Source organism: Gelidibacter salicanalis (assembly GCF_007997285.1).
Lineage (GTDB): Bacteria > Bacteroidota > Bacteroidia > Flavobacteriales > Flavobacteriaceae > Gelidibacter > Gelidibacter salicanalis.
Map to the genome: position 1 here is coordinate 533,471 of NZ_VORX01000002.1, position 20,622 is coordinate 554,092.

The following is a 20,622-nucleotide window of genomic DNA, read 5'->3' on the forward strand; positions in this document are numbered from 1 at the left end:
ATTCTAATATAGTTTTTATATCTCTAGCGTTATATATTCTTCTATTTAAGGAATATGATTAATAGCTTTTTCATTAACTTTGCAGGGATTTTAAGAAGGCCTCAATTTATAGATTTGAAGCCTTTTTATATGATGTTGACTTCCATTTCTATGGAAATCCCGAAGAGTTGTTGTATGGTTTTCTGGATAAGTTTAGCCAGGTTATAAATTTCTAAGCCACGAGCGTTGCCATAATTTACCAGTACTAAGGCCTGTTTTTTATGCACGCCGTACTGATCAAATGTTTTACCCTTAAATCCAGACTTTTCTATCAGCCAACCCGCTGGTACTTTTACTTCGTTAGGAGATACGGTATAACTTGGAATTTCAGGGAAATTCTCCCTTAGTTTTTCAAAATGACCTTTAGAAATTATAGGGTTTTTGAAGAAACTTCCGCTATTTCCGATGTCTTTAGGATTTGGTAATTTGCTCTCTCGAATTGCAATGACTGCTTTTGAAATATCCTGAATGGTTGGGGCCTTTACCTGCATCATTTCCAATTGGGAAGTGATCGCACCGTAATCCATATGCAATTGATGATTAGAGGTTGTCAATTTAAAAGTCGCACTTACTAAGACGTAAGCATGCTTTTTCTCTTGCTTAAAGATAGATTCTCGATAATCAAATTTGCATTCCGCATTTGTGAATGTTTCAATTGTTTTGGTGGCGATATTTAAAGCCTCACAAGACTCTAAAGTATCTTTAATTTCAACCCCATAGGCGCCTATATTTTGGATTGGTGCAGTACCTACATTGCCTGGAATTAGGGATAGGTTCTCAATACCTCCAAAATCATGGGCCAAACACCACAACACAAATTCATGCCAATTTTCACCTGCACTGGCTTTGACCCATACGCAATTTTCTTTTTGCTCAATAATTTCGACACCCTTAATGGCTACTTGAATTACTAAACAATCCAAATCCTTGGTGAGTAGCATGTTACTGCCACCACCAAGGATGAATTTATTGGGATACTGATCTAAACTTAGCGCCTCAATTAATTGTTGAACACTTTCAACCTTAATAAAATATCTTGCCTGAGCGTTTAGCCCAAAAGTATTGTAAGGCTTGAGTGATATATGCTCTTGGATAGTCACTACGGGTTAGGATATACTTTTAAAGCTTCTTTCAGTATGTGTACAGCTCTGATCAAACTTTCTTCGTTTAATACGTAAGCAATTCTGATTTGGTTTAAACCAACGCCGGGAGTTGAGTAAAAACCAGCTGCAGGAGCTACCATCACAGTTTCTTTCTCATAGTCATAACTTTCTAGCAGCCATTGTGCAAAATGATCGGCACTTTTTACCGGTAATTCTACTATGCAATAAAAGGCGCCTTTTGGTTCGGCAATTTTAAGGCCGTCGATGGTTTTTAACTCTCTGATGAGCGTGTTGCGGCGTTTGACATATTCTACAATAACGTCATCAAAATAACTTTGTGGAGTGTCTAATGCGGCTTCACTGGCAATTTGGGCCAAAGTTGGCGGGCTCAAGCGGGCTTGCGCAAACTTTAGTGCGGTTTGGATCACTTCTTTATTACGCGACACAAAATACCCAATTCTGGCACCACACATGCTGTAGCGCTTAGAAACAGAATCGATCATGATGGCATAGTCTTCCAAACCGTCTTCTTGCATGATGGAGTAAAATTCATTTCCATCGTACACAAACTCTCTATACACTTCATCTGCAATTAAAAACAGGTCATGTTTTTTTACCAAGGCAGCTAATTGTTTTATTTCTTCTTTAGAGTACAGGTATCCCGTAGGATTCCCAGGGTTGCAAATTAAGATGGCCTTAGTTTTATCGGTAATCAGTGCTTCAAATTCTTCAATAGGAGGTAAGGCAAAGTTATTTTCTATTTTGGAAATAACCGGCACTACTTTAATGTCTGAGGCTGTAGAGAATCCGTTGTAATTAGCGTAAAATGGTTCAGGAATAATGATTTCATCGCCAGAATCCATGACACTACCAAAAGCAAATAACAAAGCTTCACTACCCCCGGTAGTCACAATAATGTCACTATGGGTAACATTAATATCGTTCTTAGAGTAATACTGGGCTATTTTTTTGCGGTAGTCTTCAGAACCTTCAGAGCGTGTGTAAGCCAAAATATCTAAGGAATGTACCTTTACGGCATCCAATGCCACTTCTGGAGTTTTGATATCAGGTTGCCCAATGTTTAAATGATAAACAGTTTTACCTTCTTTATAAGCTTGTTCCGCATAAGGAACTAATTTTCTAATTGGAGATGAAGGCATCAACTGCCCTTTCTGTGAAATTTTTGGCATGAGTTTCAAATTTAAGGGGTAAAGTTCTGAAAATTATCTCAAAGAATTTTGAAATTATCCAGGTAATAAACGAATGAGAAGTTAAAGTATTGTAAATTGGTAGAACGCTACCTTTTATATATGTCTAAAAGATTTTCATTAGCGATAATTCTTTTCCTTTTTTGCGAACTCGCCAATTCGCAAAGCAACTTCATTTTACCTAACGTTGAACGGACTAGGATCAATTTTCAGCTGATTGATAACCTCATTATTCTTCCAGTTGAAATTAATGGCGTAACGCTTTCATTTTTGTTGGATTCTGGCGTAAGCAAGCCCATTTTGTTTAATATTATTGATTCTGCGGATTCCTTAAAATTGAAAAATATTGAAAGCATTTATCTTAGAGGATTAGGTGATGGCGATTTTGTAGTCGCTTTAAAGTCTGAGAAGAATGTCTTTAAAATTGGCCAAGCCCTGAACGTCAATCAAGATGTGTATATCATAACTGACGAGTCTATCAATTTTACCCCCAGATTAGGTGTGCAAGTACACGGCATTATTGGCTACGATATTTTTAAGGATTTTATTGTTGAAATCAACTACGGGTCTAAGTTTATAAGGTTGAATGACCCAAAGACCTACACCTATAAAAATTGCAAGAAATGTGAAACAGTCCCGCTCACATTAGTAAACAACAAACCTTACATTGATGCCACGGTTATGACCACTACAAAAAATGTTCCTGTAAAACTGTTGATGGATTCAGGAGGCAGTGATGCTTTGTGGCTTTTTGAAAATGATTCCCTAGGGTTGGTTCCTAGAGAAGATGCATACTTCATTGATTATTTAGGGAAAGGTTTAAGTGGCAGCGTGTATGGCAAACGGGCTAAACTTGCACAATTCTCCATTAAAAGTTTTCATCTTAATGATTTGAATGTGGCTTATCCTGACTCGGCAGCCATAAGTTTTGCTAGAAAATTTAAAGAACGCAGTGGGAGTATGGCCGGAGAGTTATTGAAGCGTTTTAATATTATTATGGATTATAGTAATGCCCAAGTCACCTTTAAAAAAAACAAATTTTTTAATTCCCCCTTTACCTACGATAAAAGTGGAATTATTTTAGAACAGTCAGGAAGTAGAGTCATAAAAGAGGTCAAAAATTCGTCGCAATTAAAAACTGATCAGGCTGCAGGTGGGATCATGGTACTTGAGGCATATAGATATCAATTAAAACCTGCTTTTAATATTGCAGAATTGAGGCCTAACTCACCGGGCGCGAAAGTCGGCTTAATGGTGGGTGATTTGGTGATTTCAGTTAACGGCAGACAAACACACGCCCTAAAATTGCAAGAAGTAAACTCTTTTTTCAGAGGTGCAGAAGGCCGGTTTATAAAATTAGTCATTGACAGAAATGGCGTGATCATGACCTTTCGTTTTAAATTGGAAAGTTTATTATAAAAAAAAGCTCTCAATTTTGAGAGCTTCAGTTTTATATAACCTTAGGACAATTTAATGGTGCCTGGAGGATTGATATGATGTTATTTTGAACTGGTTTTATTGGAATCTACAACCTCACCTTTAATCTTAAGTGCTACTGTTGGGGTTTCAGCATTCGAAATTACCGTAATGGTCTTTCTAATTGGGTTGACAATATCGGTATTATATTTAACCTGAATTTCACCTTTGTCTCCAGGAAGGATAGGACCTTCCGGCTTTTTAGGGATGGTGCAACCGCACGTTGAAGATACTCTAGAAATAATTAACGGGGCATTTCCTGTATTGGTAAATTCAAAAACCCGAACGCCGTCAGCACCTTTTTCAATGGTACCATAGTCAATCATATCAGTCTTAAATTCAATCTTCGCTACTTTGTTCTGTGCAAACGCAGAAACACTTAGCATTCCTACAAATAAAATTGCAAATAAATTTTTCATCATTTTATATTTAAATTGATCATTACAAAATTACTTACATTTAATCGTTTCGCAAAATTTATTAGACGTATGACACGCTTCGTAAGGAAAATGACACCTATTTTAAGGTGAATTATTGTTTTTATAATTTCACAAAAACAGAAATATAAGTAACTTTGTCTGTTATTATCTATATATACAAAAACAGTACCAAAGTATGACAATTCCAACAAAATATGCCGCCTCCAACGTAGAAGATAAATGGTATTCCTATTGGATGGAACACAAGTATTTCAAGTCCGTTCCAGATGAGCGTGAGCCGTATACTATTGTGATTCCGCCGCCAAACGTCACTGGAGTTTTGCACATGGGGCACATGTTAAATAATACCATTCAGGATGTGCTCATAAGGAGAGCCCGACTGCAAGGCAAAAACGCCTGTTGGGTGCCAGGTACCGATCATGCTTCTATAGCAACCGAAGCGAAAGTTGTCGCGAGATTAAAGGAGCAAGGCATTGATAAAAACAAACTGTCTCGTGAAGAGTTTTTAAGCCATGCTTGGGATTGGACGTATGAATATGGCGGGGTTATTCTTGAACAATTAAAAAAACTGGGCTGTTCTTGTGATTGGGACCGTACAAAATTCACCATGGATGAGGACATGAGCGAATCAGTAATTAAAGTTTTTGTTGATTTGTATAACAAAGGTTTAATCTACCGAGGCTACCGCATGGTCAATTGGGATCCCGAAGCAAAAACGACATTGTCAGATGAAGAGGTGATTCATGTGGAGCGCACTGACAAATTGTATTATGTCAATTATCAAATTGAGGGTCAGGAAGATTATATAACGATTGCTACCACCCGTCCTGAAACCATTTTAGGAGATACTGCGGTGTGTGTGAATCCTAATGATGAGCGTTTCCAGCATCTAATCGGTAAAAACGTCATTGTGCCCATCTGTAATAGAATCGTGCCGATCATAGCGGATGATTATGTGGATATGGAATTTGGTACAGGCTGTTTAAAAATCACCCCTGCACACGACGTAAACGATAAAGAAATTGGAGATAGACACGGTTTGGAAGTGCTGGACATCCTTAATGATGATGCTACTTTAAATAGTTTTGGTCTACATCATCAAGGAAAAGATAGAGTAGTAGCGCGAAAAGACGTTACCCAAGAGCTTAAAGATTTGGGCCTTCTTTCAAAAACGGAAGACATCACCCATAAGGTAGGCACGAGTGAACGTACTAAGGCGGTCATTGAACCAAGACTTTCTGATCAGTGGTTCTTAAAAATGCAAGATCTTGCTCAACCTGCCATAAAAGCAGTATTGGAAGATGAAGAGGTGAAATTGTTTCCAAAACGATTCAACAATACCTACCGACATTGGATGGAAAATATTCGCGATTGGAATATTTCACGTCAATTATTATGGGGACAGCAAATTCCAGCATATTTCTATGGTGACGGTAAAGAAGATTTTGTAGTGGCAGAAACTATTAAAGATGCGGTAAAACTAGCACAAGACAGGACAAGCAATAGCCAACTTACGGCGTCTAATTTAACCCAGGATAAAGATGCGTTAGACACTTGGTTTTCCTCCTGGTTATGGCCAATTAGTGTTTTTGATGGCATACGCAACCCTGATAACCCGGAAATTGGATACTATTACCCAACCAATGATTTGGTAACCGGCCCGGATATCCTATTCTTTTGGGTGGCACGAATGATTGTTGCTGGATACGAATATAGAGACGAGAAACCTTTTGAAAATGTTTATTTAACGGGATTGGTACGCGATAAGCAACGCCGCAAGATGAGTAAGTCTTTAGGGAATTCGCCTGATGCCCTAAAACTGATTGAAGACTATGGGGCTGATGGAGTTCGTGTAGGTTTACTATTAAGTTCTGCTGCGGGTAACGACTTGATGTTTGATGAAGACTTATGTAATCAAGGAAAAGGCTTTGCCAATAAAATTTGGAATGCTTTTAGGTTGGTAACTGGATGGGAAGTTTCAGAGATTGAACAACCTGCAGCCTCAAAAATTGCGGTAGAATGGTACCAGTCCAGATTTCAGCAAGCCTTGGTAGAGATTGAAGATCATTATAGTAAATACAGACTTTCTGATGCCCTGATGGGGATCTATAAGTTGATTTGGGACGATTTCTGTTCTTGGTTATTAGAGATGATCAAACCAGAATACCAACAGCCTATCGATTCAAAAACATTCAAAAGTGTGATTGCTATTTTTGAATCTAACTTAAAGCTATTGCATCCGTTTATGCCCTTCTTGACCGAAGAAATTTGGCATTTTATTGCCGAGAGAACTCCTGAAGAAGCTTTAATCGTGGCGCAGTATCCAAAAATTGAATTGTTTGATGCGTCATTGATATCCGAATTTGAAGTGGTGAAAGAAATCATCTCTGGCATTAGAACCATTAGAAAGAATAAAAACATATCGTTTAAAGACAGCATTGAATTATCTTTTATCAATAACGAAAAGTTACCCGAACGTTACAATTCGGTTATTGAAAAAATGGGAAATATTTCAAAGATGAATGCAGTGACTGATGCTGTAGAAGGTGCTTTAAGTTTTAGAGTGCAATCCAACGAGTATTTTATCCCGATTTCTGGCGCTATAAACGTAGAAGAAGAAATCAAGAAATTGACGGATGAGTTAAACTATACGGAAGGGTTTTTGAAATCCGTGCAAAAGAAATTATCCAATGAGCGATTTGTTAATAATGCCCCAGAGCAAGTGTTGCAAAACGAACGCAATAAAGAAGCTGATGCTTTAGCGAAGATTGAAACTATAAAATCGAGTTTGGCGAGTTTGAAATAAATTGGCTACTCTTTATAAGTACTGAAAACCTGTCTGATATGGACAGGTTTTTTTTTATTTATAAGTAGATGATCTTAAATAAGTATTAGGTACATACTCTAAAGTTTACCACTCATTGATCCGGTTCGAATCGAGTTTGACAAAAATAAATAGAAGGATGGTGTAGGCCCAAAGTCCGGAACCACCATAACTAAAAAATGGCAGCGGAATTCCAATGGTAGGGATCAACCCCATCACCATCCCGATATTGATCAAAAAATGAATGAATAATATCGAGGCCACACAATAGCCATACACTCTACTGAAAGTTGATTTCTGTAACTCCGCTAAAAACAATATGCGTAATAATAGGCCCACAAAAAGTATGACCACCAAGGCACTTCCTAAAAAGCCCCATTCTTCTCCTACGGTGCTAAAAATATAATCCGTATGTTGTTCTGGGACAAACTTTCCGGTGGTTCTTGTTCCTTGTAAAAATCCTTTGCCGGTAAGGCCTCCTGAACTAATTGCTTTTTCAGATTCGTTGAGGTTGTATAGGATGGTTTGCTTCATTTCATGAAGTTTTACCGGATCATTTTCCAGTCTCAGCCATAAACTAATACGGTCCTTTTGATGCGATTGTAATACCGAGTTGTAAAAGTACTTTATGCCAAACGATACGGCGACACAGGCAATAACGATAACAATGGGTTGGATGAGTTGCGGACGCTTTCTCAGAATGAAAAAATGATGCCCAAAAATAATAAGCGTGGAAATCAAACTGGCCACAACCACGTTAAATTTGAGTGCTAAGATGGAGAGCCCTATCAAAAATACTACAATAACCAAATAGATTTGCTGTAAGCCTTCCCGATAAAATACAAAAAAGAATGCGGCATACACTACGGTGCTTCCAGCATCATTTTGTAACAAAATCAAGATGGCAGGCAGTACGATTAAGGCCATGGTTTTAGCCTGATCCCTAAACGTCTTCATGTTGGTTTGAAGATCACTCATGTATTTGGCTACCGCCAAAGAGGTGGCAAATTTTGCAAACTCACTGGGTTGTAAAGTCATGCCCCCAATACCATACCATGCTGTAGCACCATTAACATTCTTTCCAAATATGAATAATCCCAGCAAGGATAGGATAGATACCACATAAATGATACTGGCAAACCGTTCGTAAAATTTTGCATCAAGGGCCAGAATAATGACTATTAGTGCTAAGGTAAATAAGATAAATACCGACTGTTTCCCGTAAGGCTGGGACATATCAAAATAGCTATTGATTTCTCCATTGTGGGAAGCAGACATGATGTTCAGCCAGCCAAAAATTACTAGGAGCAAAAATAGGCCAATGGTTATCCAGTCAAAATTTAATAATTTATATTCTCTTTGCATTACTGATTGAATGTAGATGTGCGTGTGGTCGTAGGATTAACAACAGTATCTTTAGTAATTTTATCAATTACTTGCAATGCGGATTGCCTATTGATTCCAAACTCTTTTCCAGAATATGGTTTTGCATATTCGTTTTCCAAACTGTGGGTTAAAATCCAATTTTCCATAGAAGTCATGCTGACTTCGCCTTTAATATATTTTTCAATCATTAAACTCGCAATACGGCCGGCAAATCGGCTTCCCCAATAGCCATTTTCTACAAAAACGGCAATGGCAATTTTAGGGTTGTCTTTAGGTGCAAACGCTACAAATATGGAATGATCCGTCAATTGCACATGCTTGCCATCAATCTTCATGAAGTTTTCTGCAGTTCCCGTTTTTCCGCAAATTTCGATTCCCGGAACTTGAAGGCTGTAAGCCGTACCCGTATTGTAAACATCAAACATACCCTGAACTACAGGTTCAAAATGCTCCTTGTCAATGGTGGTGTGATTTTTGGTGGTATACTTTTCGTCTATGGGCTCGCCTTCAATATTTTTGATGATATGAGGTGTATAATAATACCCGCGATTGGCGATGGCAGCCACCATATTTGCCAATTGGATTGGTGTGGTTTCAACCTCACCTTGGCCAATAGCGTTTGAAATGTTATAGGTAGATGACCATCGATTTTTGCCGTACCATTTGTCATAAAATGCACCGTCAGGGATACGGCCTTTGTTTCCGATTTTAAGATCATATCCTAGATAGTCGCCAAGCCCAAAACTCTTCACATGATTACTCCAAACATCCATTCCATCAGCAGCCTTATCGTACTTGTCGATTATTCGTCGATAAACATTTACAAAATAAGCATTGCACGATTGTGCAATACCTTGATTCATGGATAGTGGGCTCGCATGGCTGTGACAGCCGGTTAAACGTCTGTTGCCTAAATAGTAGCCATGACGGCAGGTAAATTGATCTTCAGTAGTGACTACCTTTTCTTGTAGTCCAATTAAAGCACTTAATACTTTAAATGGTGATCCTGGTGCGTATTGTGCTTTTAAGCTCCGATCGAACAACGGCTTTGCGATGGTATCCGTATACAACTTCGAAAAGTTTCTTGAACGTTGTCTGCCCACCAAAAGATTCGGGTTATAAGACGGTGCAGAAACCATTGAAATAATTTCACCACTGCTCGGTTCTATCGCAATAATTCCTCCGTGCTTGTGGCGCATAAGCAATTCGCCATATTTTTGGAGTTCTGAATCTATGGTGATGGTGATGTCTTTTCCAGGTTGAGGTAAGGTATCATATACCTTATCTTTATACGGGCCAATATCTCTATTAAAACGGTCTTTTTGAATAAATTTTATACCCTTAACACCGCGTAGCACTTCTTCATACGACAATTCTACGCCCTGTTTACCAATTAAATCGCCACTTTTATAGTATGGATCATTTTCAATGATGTAGTTGTTTACTTCACCAATATCGCCTAAAACATTGGCACCAATGGTTGTTTGATAATCTCTTAATGAGCGCTTTTGAATATAAAAACCTTCGTATTTTCTAATTTTTTCCTGTAAAACGGCATATTCCATTCTAGAGAGTTGCGGAATGAATACAGAAGGAAGTCTCGGGGAATAGCGGTAGGCTTTTTCGTAAAATTTAATGAAGTCTTCTTTGGTAATTTTTAAAAGATTGCAAAATTCTAAAGTGTCCAAAGGTTTTACTTCACGAGGAATGAACATGACATCATAAGACGGCTGATTGGCCACCAATAGCCTTCCGTGTCTGTCAAAGATGTAGCCGCGTTTAGGATAGTCAAATACCTTTCTAATGGCATTGTCTTCGTACAAACTGTATGGATCTTCATTATACACCTGAAGGTAGAATAAGCGAGCAATAAATACAAAACCTACAAGAACAATAAGTGAAAGAAGTAATAATTTTCTCATTTACGTTTTTGGCTAAAAAGGATGGTTATAAGCATACAAAGGATAATAGTGAAAATCCCTGAGAATAACGTTTTTTGAAGGATTAAAAGTATTTTGGAAATGTTAAAGATTTCTAAAGCGTACATGATCAAATGATGGATGAAGATCAGGGCTGAAAAATAAGTCAATTTACTCCCAAAATCTATTTGATTAAATTTGATGGATTGGTAATCATACACGGTTCCAAAGGTGAATTTTAAAAATATCGGTCGTATGTAGGCTATGGTAACGCAAGCTGCGGCATGCACCCCTCCTGAATCCGAAAATATATCAACACAGAATCCCAGTAGAAAGGCTAAAAACACAAATAAGGTACGGTTGTTATTTGCCGGAAAAAGAATGATGAATATGATGTAAATATAGGGATTGATGTATCCCATAAAATTGATGTGATTAAAAATCAACACCTGCACCAAAATCAAAACTACAAACCTTGCGGCGATATTTAAAGTTTCCTTAGTCATCCTTTGGTTTTTGTAGTGATTTTATTTCCGTAGCTTGTAAGTTTTCAACTACGTAAACGTGACCAATATTAGTCATGTCATTAAATAATTTCACATTAACCACATAGTTGTCTCCACCGGAATCAATTTTATAGGAATTCACCGTACCGATCAATACGCCTTTAGGAAAAATTGTAGACTGTCCGCCCGTAACAATGGTGTCGCCAATGGCCAAAGGTGCAAATTTTGAAATGTCTATAAGCTGCGCAAACTCGGCAGATTCCGTGTTCCATACTAAAGAGCCAATATGGTTGGTCTTTTTGAGTTGTGCGTTGATACGGCTACGGGTGTTTAAAATAGACAATACCGAAGAGAAATTTTGAGAGGTGTTCTCAACAATCCCAACAATACCCTTTGAGGTAATTACACCGTAATCTATTTTTATACTGTCCCTTTTACCTTTATTAATGGTCAGATAATTAGTGGAGTGCGAATAGCTATTTTTAAAAACTTGAGCCGTCCTGAATTTATAGGCGGAATCTAATTTAATACTGTCTATTTGGATGTTTACGGTGTCGAGATCTAAATTGTACACAATAGATTTCAACATCCGATTCTCCTCCAGCAAGGCTTTGTTTTCATTGGTCAAATTAAAGTACTGTCCTATGCCATTGGCAACTTGGTAAACACCGCCAGTCACCAGATTGGAGGAGTGGATGTACTTGCTTTTGTGGTAGGAGTGCGACTGAATTGTAAAAAACAAAGACAGACCAAAGAGCAACAAAAACACCAAGAAGGTTTTGTTCCGAAGTACAAAATTTATGATTTGTTGCATTTGGGCTTACTATTTAATCAATATGCTTTTGAATTTAGGAAGATTTTTCAATACAATTCCCGTCCCTCTAACTACAGCGCGTAAAGGATCTTCAGCAATGTACACCGGTAAATCTGTTTTCTGTGACAAACGTTTATCCAAGCCTCTCAGCATTGATCCTCCACCGGCTAAATAAATACCAGTATTGTAAATGTCTGCCGCCAATTCAGGAGGGGTTTGAGATAAGGTTTCCATGACAGAATCCTCGATACGTAAAATAGATTTATCTAAAGCTTTTGCAATTTCACGGTAAGAAATTTGAACTTGCTTAGGTTTTCCAGTCAATAAATCACGTCCTTGAACGCTCATTTCTTCTGGAGGCAATTCTAAATCTTCAGTGGCTGCACCAATTTGGATTTTAATTTTTTCAGCAGTACGCTCACCTACGTACAAGTTGTGTTGCGTTCGCATATAGTAAACGATGTCATTGGTAAATACATCGCCCGCCACTTTAACTGATTTATCGCAAACGATACCACCTAATGCAATAACTGCAATTTCTGTAGTACCACCTCCTATATCCACAATCATGTTTCCTTTAGGCTGCATGATGTCTATACCAATACCAATAGCCGCGGCCATTGGTTCATGAATCAAATACACTTCTTTACCATTTACCCGCTCACAGGACTCTTTTACCGCACGCATCTCTACTTCGGTTATACCGGAAGGGATACATACCACCATACGTAGCGCTGGTGTAAAAAGTTTCTTTTTTAATGCAGGAATATTTTTGATAAACAAACTGATCATTTGCTCGGACGCATCAAAATCAGCAATAACCCCATCTTTTAAGGGACGTATTGTTTTAATATTCTCGTGTGTTTTTCCTTGCATCATATTGGCTTCTTGGCCAACGGCTATAATTTTTCCTGAAATTCGGTCTCTAGCAACTATTGATGGACTATCAACCACAACTTTGTCATTATGGATGATTAAGGTGTTTGCGGTTCCTAAGTCAATGGCTATTTCTTCTGTTAAGAAATCAAAAAATCCCATGTGCTATTATTGATTGTAAATGTTGATATTAGGTTGTTTGTCAGTGTTGATGTAAATGTAATAAAAGATCATAAATATCAACGATTTTATTATATACGTGTTTGCTTCGGTTTTAGTTGAGTAACGGCTAAATTTATCCTAAATAAATCAGCAGTTTAAATACGCTTTTAGTGTTTAAAATGACGTGTCCCTGTAAATACCATGGACACGTTATTTTCATTGCAATAAGCAATGCTCAATTCGTCTTTAATTGATCCTCCTGGTTGAATTACCGCCGTAACACCAGCGTTATTAGCGATTTCTACACAGTCCGGAAATGGGAAAAAAGCGTCGCTTGCCATAACAGCACCACTTAAATCAAAATTAAAGGATTGTGCTTTGTGAATTGCTTGATTAAGGGCGTCTACACGACTCGTTTGTCCGGTTCCACTGGCATACAATTGCTTGTTTTTTGCCAGTACGATGGTGTTCGATTTGGTATGCTTGCAAATTTTGGAAGCAAATATCAAGTCTTCTAACTCATTTTGAGTTGGTTTATTGTTGGTGGCCTGAGTTAAATCCTCCAAGGCATCCGTTTTATGGTCTTTATCTTGAACCAAAACGCCATTCAGACAAGTTCTTACTGTTGTTTGAGGCAGTGCAGCATCCTTTTGAATTAAAAGAATACGATTTTTCTTGCCTTCTAAAATGGCTTGCGCTTCCGCAGAAAATGAAGGTGCGATGACCACTTCACAGAATAAATTGTGAATTTCTTCCGCGGTAACCTTATCAATTTCAGTATTGGCAATTAAGACGCCACCAAAGGCAGAGACTGGGTCGCCCGCTAACGCATCAAGATAAGCTTGGTGTAAGGTTTCCCTTTGGGCAAAACCACAAGCGTTGTTGTGTTTTAAAATGGCAAACGTTGGCGCCTCACCTTTAAATTCATTCATCAGATTAACCGAAGCATCAACATCTAAAAGGTTGTTATAGCTTAATTCTTTGCCGTGGAGTTGGGTAAACATGGCTTCAAAATCGCCGTAGAAATATCCCTTTTGATGTGGGTTTTCTCCATAACGCAATGCTTTTCCGTTGGTTTCGCTAATTTTGAAAACGGTTTCTTCTTGATCTTTATTGAAGTAATTAAAGATGGCGGTATCATAATGTGAAGATACATTAAAAGCTTTGCCAGCAAAACGTTTACGGTCTGCTTCTGTTGTTTCTCCTTTTTTAGATTCTAATAATTCTAAAAATTCACTGTAATCATCCATAGACGAAACACAAATAACATCTGCATAATTTTTGGCTGCAGCTCTGATCAAAGAGATGCCTCCAATATCAATTTTTTCAATGATGTCTTCATGGCTGGAGCCTGAGGCAACTGTCTTTTCAAAAGGGTATAAATCTACAATGACCAAATCTATCTGTGGAATGTCATATTCTCCCAATTCTTTGACATCTTGAGCGTTGCTCTGTCTGTTTAAAATACCACCAAATACCTTAGGATGTAAAGTTTTTACCCGTCCACCCAAAATGGAAGGGTAAGACGTTACGTCTTCAACAGGAACGACATCAATTCCTAAATCTTTTATATACTTTTCAGTGCCACCAGTAGAGTAAATTGTAACGCCCAATTGGTTTAATTGTTTTACGATGGGTTCTAATCCGTCTTTGCTAAAAACAGAAATTAAGGCAGAAGAAATAGTTTTGTTGTGCATGGTGTTGTGTGTCTGGTTTGGCTTCATTTTTCAATGAAAGCAGTGGAATAATTAGATTTTGATAGATTATATATTTTAAAGCGCAAAAGTACAATTTATCAGAGACAATTTCGATTAACCCGCAGCAGTTTATTTCCGATTTTTGTAACAAAAAATTGTTGGGAACGTCCTATCTTTAAATTTGTTTAAAACCACCCAACACACATGTTGCTTTACTTACGCTTATTTAAAGAAAGTTTCTCCTTTGCTATAAATGCACTTACTAACAATAAGCTGCGCACCTTTTTATCTCTTTTGGGCGTTACCATTGGTATTTTCTCAATTATTGCGGTGTTAGCAGCTGTTGATTCTCTCGATCGGAACATTCAAAATCAATTGTCAGGCTTGGATAAAAACACCATGTATTTGACTAAGTTTTCGTTCGGGCCAACTGAAGTCCCTCGTTGGCAGCGTGATAATTTTCCTCAAACTGATTATGATGATTTTGAGTTTATCCGCAGAAATGTGCCCGATATTCAATCCTCAGCTTACGTCATATTTGGTACTCCTCAGACCGTGAAATACGGAGCAGAAACCATATCCGGTGTAAATGTTACGCCTGTTTCCAATGAGATTTCAGATATTGAAGATGTAAAGATTGCCGAAGGGCGTTTTTATACAGAATCAGAATCCATTACAGGATCTGCTGTAATTGTTTTAGGCCACGGTGTTGCTGAAAATTTATTTGGAAATGTAAATCCGTTAGGAAAACAAATACGAATTTACGGAAGGCGACTTACGGTGATTGGCGTGATGAAAAAAATGGGAAACAGCTTAGGGGGCAATCCGGATGATAAAGCATTTGTGCCGGCAAATTTCGTGAGACGTTTTCAGTCTGGAGGCGTAAACGGCATTGCTGGCGCTGTAATAATAAAACCCAAAAAAGGCGTTGATATGGGGGCGTTTGAAGGCGTTTTAAAACAAAAATTTAGAGCTTATCGAGCTTTGAAAGCAGGAGAGCCCGACAATTTTTTCGTCAATAAAATGTCAGGAATGACTGATGCCATTGACGGTATTATTGGTACAATGAACCTTATGGGGTGGATTATTAGTGGCTTTTCTTTATTGGTGGGAGGCTTCGGGATTGCAAACATCATGTTTGTGAGTGTAAAGGAACGGACCAACCTTATTGGTATTCAGAAATCTCTGGGAGCTAAAAATAGATTTATTCTTTTTCAATTCTTATTTGAAGCCGTCATTTTAGCCGTCATAGGTGGATTGGTAGGGCTGTTCTTAGTCTGGATTGTATCGTTAATAGCTTCTCAGTTTACGGGCGATTTCGAGTTTGTATTGTCGGCCGGGAATATGTTTTTAGGTTTTATATTGTCGACCATTATTGGGTTGATTTCAGGCGTGATTCCCGCCATATCAGCTTCTAAGCTAGATCCTGTTGAAGCGATTAGAACGGGGATGTAGATCTCGGTTTGAATAACCATAAAATCAAAATGCCAATAGATAAGACTATGTATCGGCATTTGGATTTTTATTTATAGGATCTTTAGTGTCCGATAAAATATAAATTAACAAACTCATTTAAAGCAAGGGAGATTAGAAGATTTCCGAAATGAGACCTTGCATTTTAGAAACTGTTTCTACCGAGAGCGAATGTGCGATTTTAATTTAAATGAACGTCGTTTGTCAGTTAGTTGCAAATAAGTCTTTATTCATTATTCTTACAGCGCAGCGGTCTTGATTCTTTATCGGACAACAATGATATAGGATGTTTATTCTAAAATCGTGGCGACTTGGGCACATACAAATTCTAAAAAGCGCTCATCTGCTTCCGTAAACGGGTCTGGCGTGTTGGAATCGATGTCAATCTGCCCTATGTTTTCGCCTTTAACAAAAATAGGAATTACAATTTCAGCTTTTACCGTAATGCTACAGGCAATATAATTATCTTGTGCGGATACATCAGGAACTACAAAGTTTTGATTGCTTACGGCGACTTGGCCACAAATACCTTTCCCAAAAGGAATAATGGTATGATCTGTTGGTGCGCCTACGTAAGGACCTAATTTTAATTCTTCCTTAGTGCCGTTTCTAAAATAAAATCCAACCCAATTGTAATGCGGCACATGTGATTCTAAAACCTCACAGATGGAAAGCAAACGCTCATCAACAGTATGGTTGTTATTAATAATGATGGTAGTTATTTGTGGTTTAAGTTGCTCTAAATTCATTGTTTAAAAGTTTTTGTAAAAGTATCTAAAATGGCCATCTTCAATTCTTCTTTTTGTATATTTTTAACACACTAGAAACAAACTGCTGCTTTTGAAGGATTTGCTGGTAAAATACAAATTGGTACTTAAATTTATCCTGACGTTTTTGTTGGTTTATGGCACTTTGACATTTGCCTATAAATTTTATCTGGATAATGCCAACATCAATAACAAGACAGATGATCTTACATATTTGGTCGCGAAACAAACGGACGTATTGTTAGAAAATTTGGGCTATGATTCTGTTATCGAAAAGCATCCTGATGAACCATCTATGAAACTCATCATTAATGGCAAATATGTGGCAAGGGTAGTGGAAGGCTGTAATTCGGTAAGTATACTTATTTTATTTACCTCCTTCGTGCTGGCCTTCGTGGGGAAATTTAAAACAACCTTCCTATATATTCTGGCCGGAAGCGTACTGTTATATGTGGTGAACCTCTTTAGAATCGTAATTTTGTCTATAGGTTTGTATCATTATCCTTGGCGAAGTGAAGAGTTGCATACCGTTGTATTTCCATTAATCATCTACGGCATGGTGTTTCTCCTTTGGATGCTTTGGGTCAATAAATTTTCGAACTTAACAAAAACCGATGATTAAAGTGGTTAACTTAATGTTGCTATTGTTGCTTTTTGGGATGTTAATTCTGATTCGAGCCTTTGAACACGATTTGTTTTATGACCCATACCTCACGTTTTTTGAGAATGATTATCTTTATATAGACAATCCGCGTCGGGAAGTTTTGAAATTGACTTTGTTTACTACCTTGAGATTTTTACTCAACTCATTAATTTCATTAGGCATACTTTTTGTCTTTTTTGATGATCGGAGCGTGGTAAAGTTTTCAGCACTCATCTATACTGCTGCTTTTATCGTGCTGCTGGTGCTGTACCTTTATTTTGTTATAAATCCGAATAAGGAAGATTATTACATCTTTTTTAATATCAGACGTTTCTTAATCCAACCATTATTGCTCTTGTTGCTGCTGCCCGCTTTTTACTATAACCAACTCAAATCTGAAAAAAGTTAAGGTTTAAAATTTGTAGGTGATACTGGCAATATTTTGTAATTTTGCAGCGATGGCTCATAAAATCAATCATAAAATTGTCTCAGTAGTACTAGCGCTTCTAGTATTGCTCTCAACTGTGTCCATTGCTTTGGAAAAGCATTTTTGTGGAGATGTATTGATTGATGTGGCTATTTTTTCCCATCCTGATTCTTGCGGCACGGATATGTCTACAACGGCTTTGAATTCTGAGGATAAAGCCTGTTGTCAGGATGTCTTAGAAATTGTGAAAGGTCAGGACCAATTAAAAAAAGCGTCATTTGAAGACTATAGTCTTGAGCAGCACGTGTTCGTTACCGCTTTAATTTATTCATATAGTCACTTGTTTGAGGAACTAACTCCTCAGGCTATATCACACCAAGAGTATTCTTCACCTCATTTGATTGCGGACATCCAAGTTCGGAATCAAGTCTTCATTATTTGATGTATTTGTTAAAGTAATCTTTGATTACTTACCTATTTTTCGGAAAAGCTGCCATGCCCAATAATCTGTTAAGAGATTGCTACGGGTTGCATAGTTCCAAACCTACTTTCTGTACTGTACTCATCAGTACGCTAAAACGAATTCACTTATATAAAATCAATAATGAAAAACATAGTTTACCTCCTTTTGCTTCTCCCGACGCTAATTTTTTCTCAAGAAAAAATTGACGGCGTTATCGTAGAGCTTACGGAACAAAAAAAGACCTTCCCACTTCCGGGAGCCAATGTATATTGGTTGGATTCCACCATCGGGTCAACTACTGACATCGACGGAAAATTCAGTATTCCCTTTTATAAAGAGTACAACAAATTAGTCATTAGTTATGTGGGTTATAAAACCGATACAATTACGGTCAACTCAGCAAGATCTATCAAACACACGCTTCGAGCCACTGGAGAGCTCAGTGAAATTACCGTGACCTCGCGCAAGCAAGCCACATCAAAATCATATTTACAATCCGCAAATGTGATGTTTGTCAGCAGCGATGAATTATTGAAAGCGGCGTGTTGCAATCTTTCGGAAAGTTTTGAAACCAATCCCTCTATTGATGTCAATTTTGCGGATGCGGTTACTGGAACACGACAAATAAAAATGTTGGGTTTAACCAGTCCATACATCTTAATCACTTCAGAAAATATTCCAACCATACGTGGCGCATCTCAAGCTTACGGCCTCAGTTTTACACCCGGTACTTGGGTAGAAAGCATTCAAATAACCAAAGGTGCGGGAAGCGTAGTGAATGGTTTTGAAAGCATTGCAGGACAAATTAATACCGAATTGGTGAAACCCACCACGGACAACGCTCTGTTTGTAAATCTTTACGGCGCCAGCAGTGCGCGTTTAGAGGCGAATGTGCATATGAACACTCAGGTGAGCGACAAATGGAGTACAGGCTTGTATCTACACGGCAACACCCACAATCAGAAGCATGATGTCAATGACGATGGCTTTATGGACATGCCTATTTACAATCAAATTAACTTGATGAACCGCTGGCAATATACCAATGCTGAAAAGGGTTTTGTGAGTTTTATCAACCTTAGTTATTTAGATGATACCAAGCAGACGGGGCAGGTCAATTTTAATCCGGGTACGGATAAGCTCACCACTAATGCCTGGGGCAGTGAGATTGATACTAGAAGGTTTGATGTATCCTTAAAGTCTGGCTATGTCAATCCTGATATTCCTTGGCAGACGCTAGGGTTTCAATCGGCGTTTAGCAGCCATAAACAAGAATCTTATTTCGGCCTGCGTCAATATGATATTTTGCATAATAGTTTATATGTTAACGGTATCTATAACACCATTATCAGCGATTCTAGACATAAGATAAAAACTGGTGTTAGTTACACTTACGATCATTATGATGAACTGGTGCTCACCGAAGATTTTGAACGTACAGAAAACTCTATTGGTGCATTTTTGGAGTACAATTTTGATAATTTAGAGCAATTGAATCTGACCGCAGGGATCCGCATTGATCGGCGCAATCTTTTGGGAACCTTTGTAACACCACGCCTGCATGCGCGTTATACGCCATGGGAAAAATCGGCTTTACGGGTTTCCTTTGGAAGGGGCAAGCGCAGTGCGAGCATCTTTGCTGAAAACCAAAATATTTTTGCGACGTCAAGAGCACTATTGATTAATGGTGGCGCTCCTTTGGGGAGTTCTAAAGGTGCTTACGGCTTGGACCCAGAAATAGCTTGGAACTATGGCGTGTCATTTTTACAAGGGTTTAATTTGTTTGGCAACAAGGCTGATGTCACTGTAGATTACTACAGGACAGATTTCCAAAATCAAATTGTGGTCGATTATGAAAATCCGCTTCAACTGAATTTTTATAACCTCGATGGTGAAAGTTATGCTAACAGTTTTCAACTCGAATTCAATTATAATGTATTTGAAGGTTTCGATTTTAGAACCGCTTACAAGTATTACGACATTAAAACACAATACAATTCCGGGAAGTTAGAAAAGCCTTTAACTCCTAAACATCGCGTTTTCGGAAATGTATCTTACCAAACAAAACTTAAGGAAAATTTGGCGCAATGGAAATTTGATGCGACTTATAATTGGTTGGGCGAACAACGTTTTTCCTCTACCGCTAGCAACCCTGTGCAATACCAATTACCTGAATATTCTGAGACAGTAGGGACGCTGAACGTGCAGGTTACCAAGGTGTTTTCCGAAAAATTTGAAGTATATTTAGGAGGCGAAAACATTACGGACGTACGCCAGAATAATCCAATTTTAGGAGCAGATGACCCTTTTGGAGCAAATTTTGATACAACCTTTGTCTATGGGCCAATTTATGGCAGTATGTATTACGCCGGATTGCGATTTAAAATTAAATAAATAAA

17 protein-coding genes are annotated in these 20,622 nt (G+C 38.0%); 7 read left to right on the forward strand and 10 right to left on the reverse strand.

Going from position 1 to position 20,622, the window contains the following annotated elements:
* Nucleotides 1-125 precede the first annotated feature (125 nt).
* Together murB and ES711_RS05445 are read right to left on the reverse strand one after the other, a co-directional pair.
* Entirely contained in the window at nucleotides 126-1,139 is a 1,014-nt protein-coding gene (gene murB, locus ES711_RS05440) for a UDP-N-acetylmuramate dehydrogenase (RefSeq protein WP_146891086.1), read from the reverse strand.
* Nucleotides 1,139-2,332 (reverse strand): pyridoxal phosphate-dependent aminotransferase, encoded by a 1,194-nt coding sequence (locus ES711_RS05445; RefSeq protein WP_146891089.1) that lies wholly within the window; start codon nucleotides 2,330-2,332, stop codon nucleotides 1,139-1,141. Before ES711_RS05445 ends, murB begins: the two co-directional genes overlap by 1 nt.
* A gap of 120 nt (nucleotides 2,333-2,452) precedes the next feature.
* On the opposite strand from ES711_RS05445, the gene ES711_RS05450 reads away from it, so the two are divergent.
* Nucleotides 2,453-3,769: a retropepsin-like aspartic protease gene (locus ES711_RS05450; RefSeq protein ID WP_146891092.1), complete on the forward strand. Its 1,317-nt coding sequence runs from the start codon at nucleotides 2,453-2,455 to the stop codon at nucleotides 3,767-3,769.
* Nucleotides 3,770-3,849: 80 nt separating this feature from the next.
* On the opposite strand, the gene ES711_RS05455 is transcribed toward ES711_RS05450, so the two are convergent.
* Nucleotides 3,850-4,245, reverse strand: a complete 396-nt coding sequence (locus tag ES711_RS05455) for a DUF1573 domain-containing protein (RefSeq protein WP_146891549.1) — start codon at nucleotides 4,243-4,245, stop codon at nucleotides 3,850-3,852.
* 196 nt (nucleotides 4,246-4,441) lie between these two features.
* On the opposite strand from ES711_RS05455, the gene ES711_RS05460 reads away from it, so the two are divergent.
* Nucleotides 4,442-7,072 carry a valine--tRNA ligase gene (locus tag ES711_RS05460; protein WP_146891095.1) on the forward strand — a complete coding sequence of 877 codons (2,631 nt, stop codon included), beginning with the start codon at nucleotides 4,442-4,444 and terminating at the stop codon, nucleotides 7,070-7,072.
* A gap of 105 nt (nucleotides 7,073-7,177) precedes the next feature.
* Here ES711_RS05460 and rodA read toward each other — a convergent pair whose 3' ends face one another.
* The 6 genes from rodA to purH form a co-directional block, all read right to left on the reverse strand.
* Nucleotides 7,178-8,455, reverse strand: a complete 1,278-nt coding sequence (rodA, locus tag ES711_RS05465) for a rod shape-determining protein RodA (RefSeq protein ID WP_146891097.1) — start codon at nucleotides 8,453-8,455, stop codon at nucleotides 7,178-7,180.
* Nucleotides 8,455-10,398 carry a penicillin-binding protein 2 gene (gene mrdA, locus ES711_RS05470; protein ID WP_146891099.1) on the reverse strand — a complete coding sequence of 648 codons (1,944 nt, stop codon included), beginning with the start codon at nucleotides 10,396-10,398 and terminating at the stop codon, nucleotides 8,455-8,457. Before mrdA ends, rodA begins: the two co-directional genes overlap by 1 nt.
* Nucleotides 10,395-10,901 carry a rod shape-determining protein MreD gene (locus ES711_RS05475; protein WP_146891102.1) on the reverse strand — a complete coding sequence of 169 codons (507 nt, stop codon included), beginning with the start codon at nucleotides 10,899-10,901 and terminating at the stop codon, nucleotides 10,395-10,397. The genes mrdA and ES711_RS05475 overlap by 4 nt, the downstream gene beginning before the upstream one ends.
* On the reverse strand, nucleotides 10,894-11,715 hold the full coding sequence (mreC, locus tag ES711_RS05480; protein ID WP_146891105.1) for a rod shape-determining protein MreC: 822 nt from the start codon (nucleotides 11,713-11,715) through the stop codon (nucleotides 10,894-10,896). The genes ES711_RS05475 and mreC overlap by 8 nt, the downstream gene beginning before the upstream one ends.
* A 9-nt stretch (nucleotides 11,716-11,724) precedes the next feature.
* Nucleotides 11,725-12,753: a rod shape-determining protein gene (locus ES711_RS05485; RefSeq protein WP_133756303.1), complete on the reverse strand. Its 1,029-nt coding sequence runs from the start codon at nucleotides 12,751-12,753 to the stop codon at nucleotides 11,725-11,727.
* A gap of 167 nt (nucleotides 12,754-12,920) precedes the next feature.
* Nucleotides 12,921-14,477 carry a bifunctional phosphoribosylaminoimidazolecarboxamide formyltransferase/IMP cyclohydrolase gene (gene purH, locus ES711_RS05490; RefSeq protein WP_246139122.1) on the reverse strand — a complete coding sequence of 519 codons (1,557 nt, stop codon included), beginning with the start codon at nucleotides 14,475-14,477 and terminating at the stop codon, nucleotides 12,921-12,923.
* Between the two features lie 177 nt (nucleotides 14,478-14,654).
* Here purH and ES711_RS05495 point away from each other — a divergent pair, with 177 nt between their 5' ends.
* Nucleotides 14,655-15,905, forward strand: a complete 1,251-nt coding sequence (locus tag ES711_RS05495) for an ABC transporter permease (protein ID WP_146891108.1) — start codon at nucleotides 14,655-14,657, stop codon at nucleotides 15,903-15,905.
* A 308-nt stretch (nucleotides 15,906-16,213) separates the two neighbouring features.
* Here ES711_RS05495 and ES711_RS05500 read toward each other — a convergent pair whose 3' ends face one another.
* Nucleotides 16,214-16,672 carry a GAF domain-containing protein gene (locus tag ES711_RS05500; protein ID WP_146891111.1) on the reverse strand — a complete coding sequence of 153 codons (459 nt, stop codon included), beginning with the start codon at nucleotides 16,670-16,672 and terminating at the stop codon, nucleotides 16,214-16,216.
* 91 nt (nucleotides 16,673-16,763) lie between these two features.
* On the opposite strand from ES711_RS05500, the gene xrtF reads away from it, so the two are divergent.
* From xrtF to ES711_RS05520, 4 genes are all read left to right on the forward strand, one after another.
* Nucleotides 16,764-17,312, forward strand: a complete 549-nt coding sequence (gene xrtF / locus ES711_RS05505; protein ID WP_146891113.1) for an exosortase family protein XrtF — start codon at nucleotides 16,764-16,766, stop codon at nucleotides 17,310-17,312.
* Nucleotides 17,305-17,742 (forward strand): exosortase F system-associated membrane protein, encoded by a 438-nt coding sequence (locus tag ES711_RS05510; protein WP_146891116.1) that lies wholly within the window; start codon nucleotides 17,305-17,307, stop codon nucleotides 17,740-17,742. Before xrtF ends, ES711_RS05510 begins: the two co-directional genes overlap by 8 nt.
* Nucleotides 17,743-17,791: 49 nt before the next feature.
* Nucleotides 17,792-18,202, forward strand: coding sequence for an HYC_CC_PP family protein (locus ES711_RS05515; protein ID WP_146891119.1), 411 nt, complete (start codon nucleotides 17,792-17,794; stop codon nucleotides 18,200-18,202).
* Nucleotides 18,203-18,364: 162 nt separating this feature from the next.
* Nucleotides 18,365-20,617: a TonB-dependent receptor gene (locus ES711_RS05520; protein ID WP_146891122.1), complete on the forward strand. Its 2,253-nt coding sequence runs from the start codon at nucleotides 18,365-18,367 to the stop codon at nucleotides 20,615-20,617.
* Nucleotides 20,618-20,622 lie beyond the last annotated feature (5 nt).

Coding starts and splice junctions, on each gene's coding strand:
- ES711_RS05445 (WP_146891089.1), bottom strand. CDS start 2,332: ATGCCAAAAATTTCACAGAAAGGGCAGTTGATGCCTTCATCTCCAATT.
- ES711_RS05450 (WP_146891092.1), top strand. CDS start 2,453: ATGTCTAAAAGATTTTCATTAGCGATAATTCTTTTCCTTTTTTGCGAA.
- ES711_RS05455 (WP_146891549.1), bottom strand. CDS start 4,245: ATGAAAAATTTATTTGCAATTTTATTTGTAGGAATGCTAAGTGTTTCT.
- ES711_RS05460 (WP_146891095.1), top strand. CDS start 4,442: ATGACAATTCCAACAAAATATGCCGCCTCCAACGTAGAAGATAAATGG.
- rodA (WP_146891097.1), bottom strand. CDS start 8,455: ATGCAAAGAGAATATAAATTATTAAATTTTGACTGGATAACCATTGGC.
- mrdA (WP_146891099.1), bottom strand. CDS start 10,398: ATGAGAAAATTATTACTTCTTTCACTTATTGTTCTTGTAGGTTTTGTA.
- ES711_RS05475 (WP_146891102.1), bottom strand. CDS start 10,901: ATGACTAAGGAAACTTTAAATATCGCCGCAAGGTTTGTAGTTTTGATT.
- mreC (WP_146891105.1), bottom strand. CDS start 11,715: ATGCAACAAATCATAAATTTTGTACTTCGGAACAAAACCTTCTTGGTG.
- ES711_RS05485 (WP_133756303.1), bottom strand. CDS start 12,753: ATGGGATTTTTTGATTTCTTAACAGAAGAAATAGCCATTGACTTAGGA.
- purH (WP_246139122.1), bottom strand. CDS start 14,477: ATGAAGCCAAACCAGACACACAACACCATGCACAACAAAACTATTTCT.
- ES711_RS05495 (WP_146891108.1), top strand. CDS start 14,655: ATGTTGCTTTACTTACGCTTATTTAAAGAAAGTTTCTCCTTTGCTATA.
- ES711_RS05500 (WP_146891111.1), bottom strand. CDS start 16,672: ATGAATTTAGAGCAACTTAAACCACAAATAACTACCATCATTATTAAT.
- ES711_RS05510 (WP_146891116.1), top strand. CDS start 17,305: ATGATTAAAGTGGTTAACTTAATGTTGCTATTGTTGCTTTTTGGGATG.
- ES711_RS05515 (WP_146891119.1), top strand. CDS start 17,792: ATGGCTCATAAAATCAATCATAAAATTGTCTCAGTAGTACTAGCGCTT.
- ES711_RS05520 (WP_146891122.1), top strand. CDS start 18,365: ATGAAAAACATAGTTTACCTCCTTTTGCTTCTCCCGACGCTAATTTTT.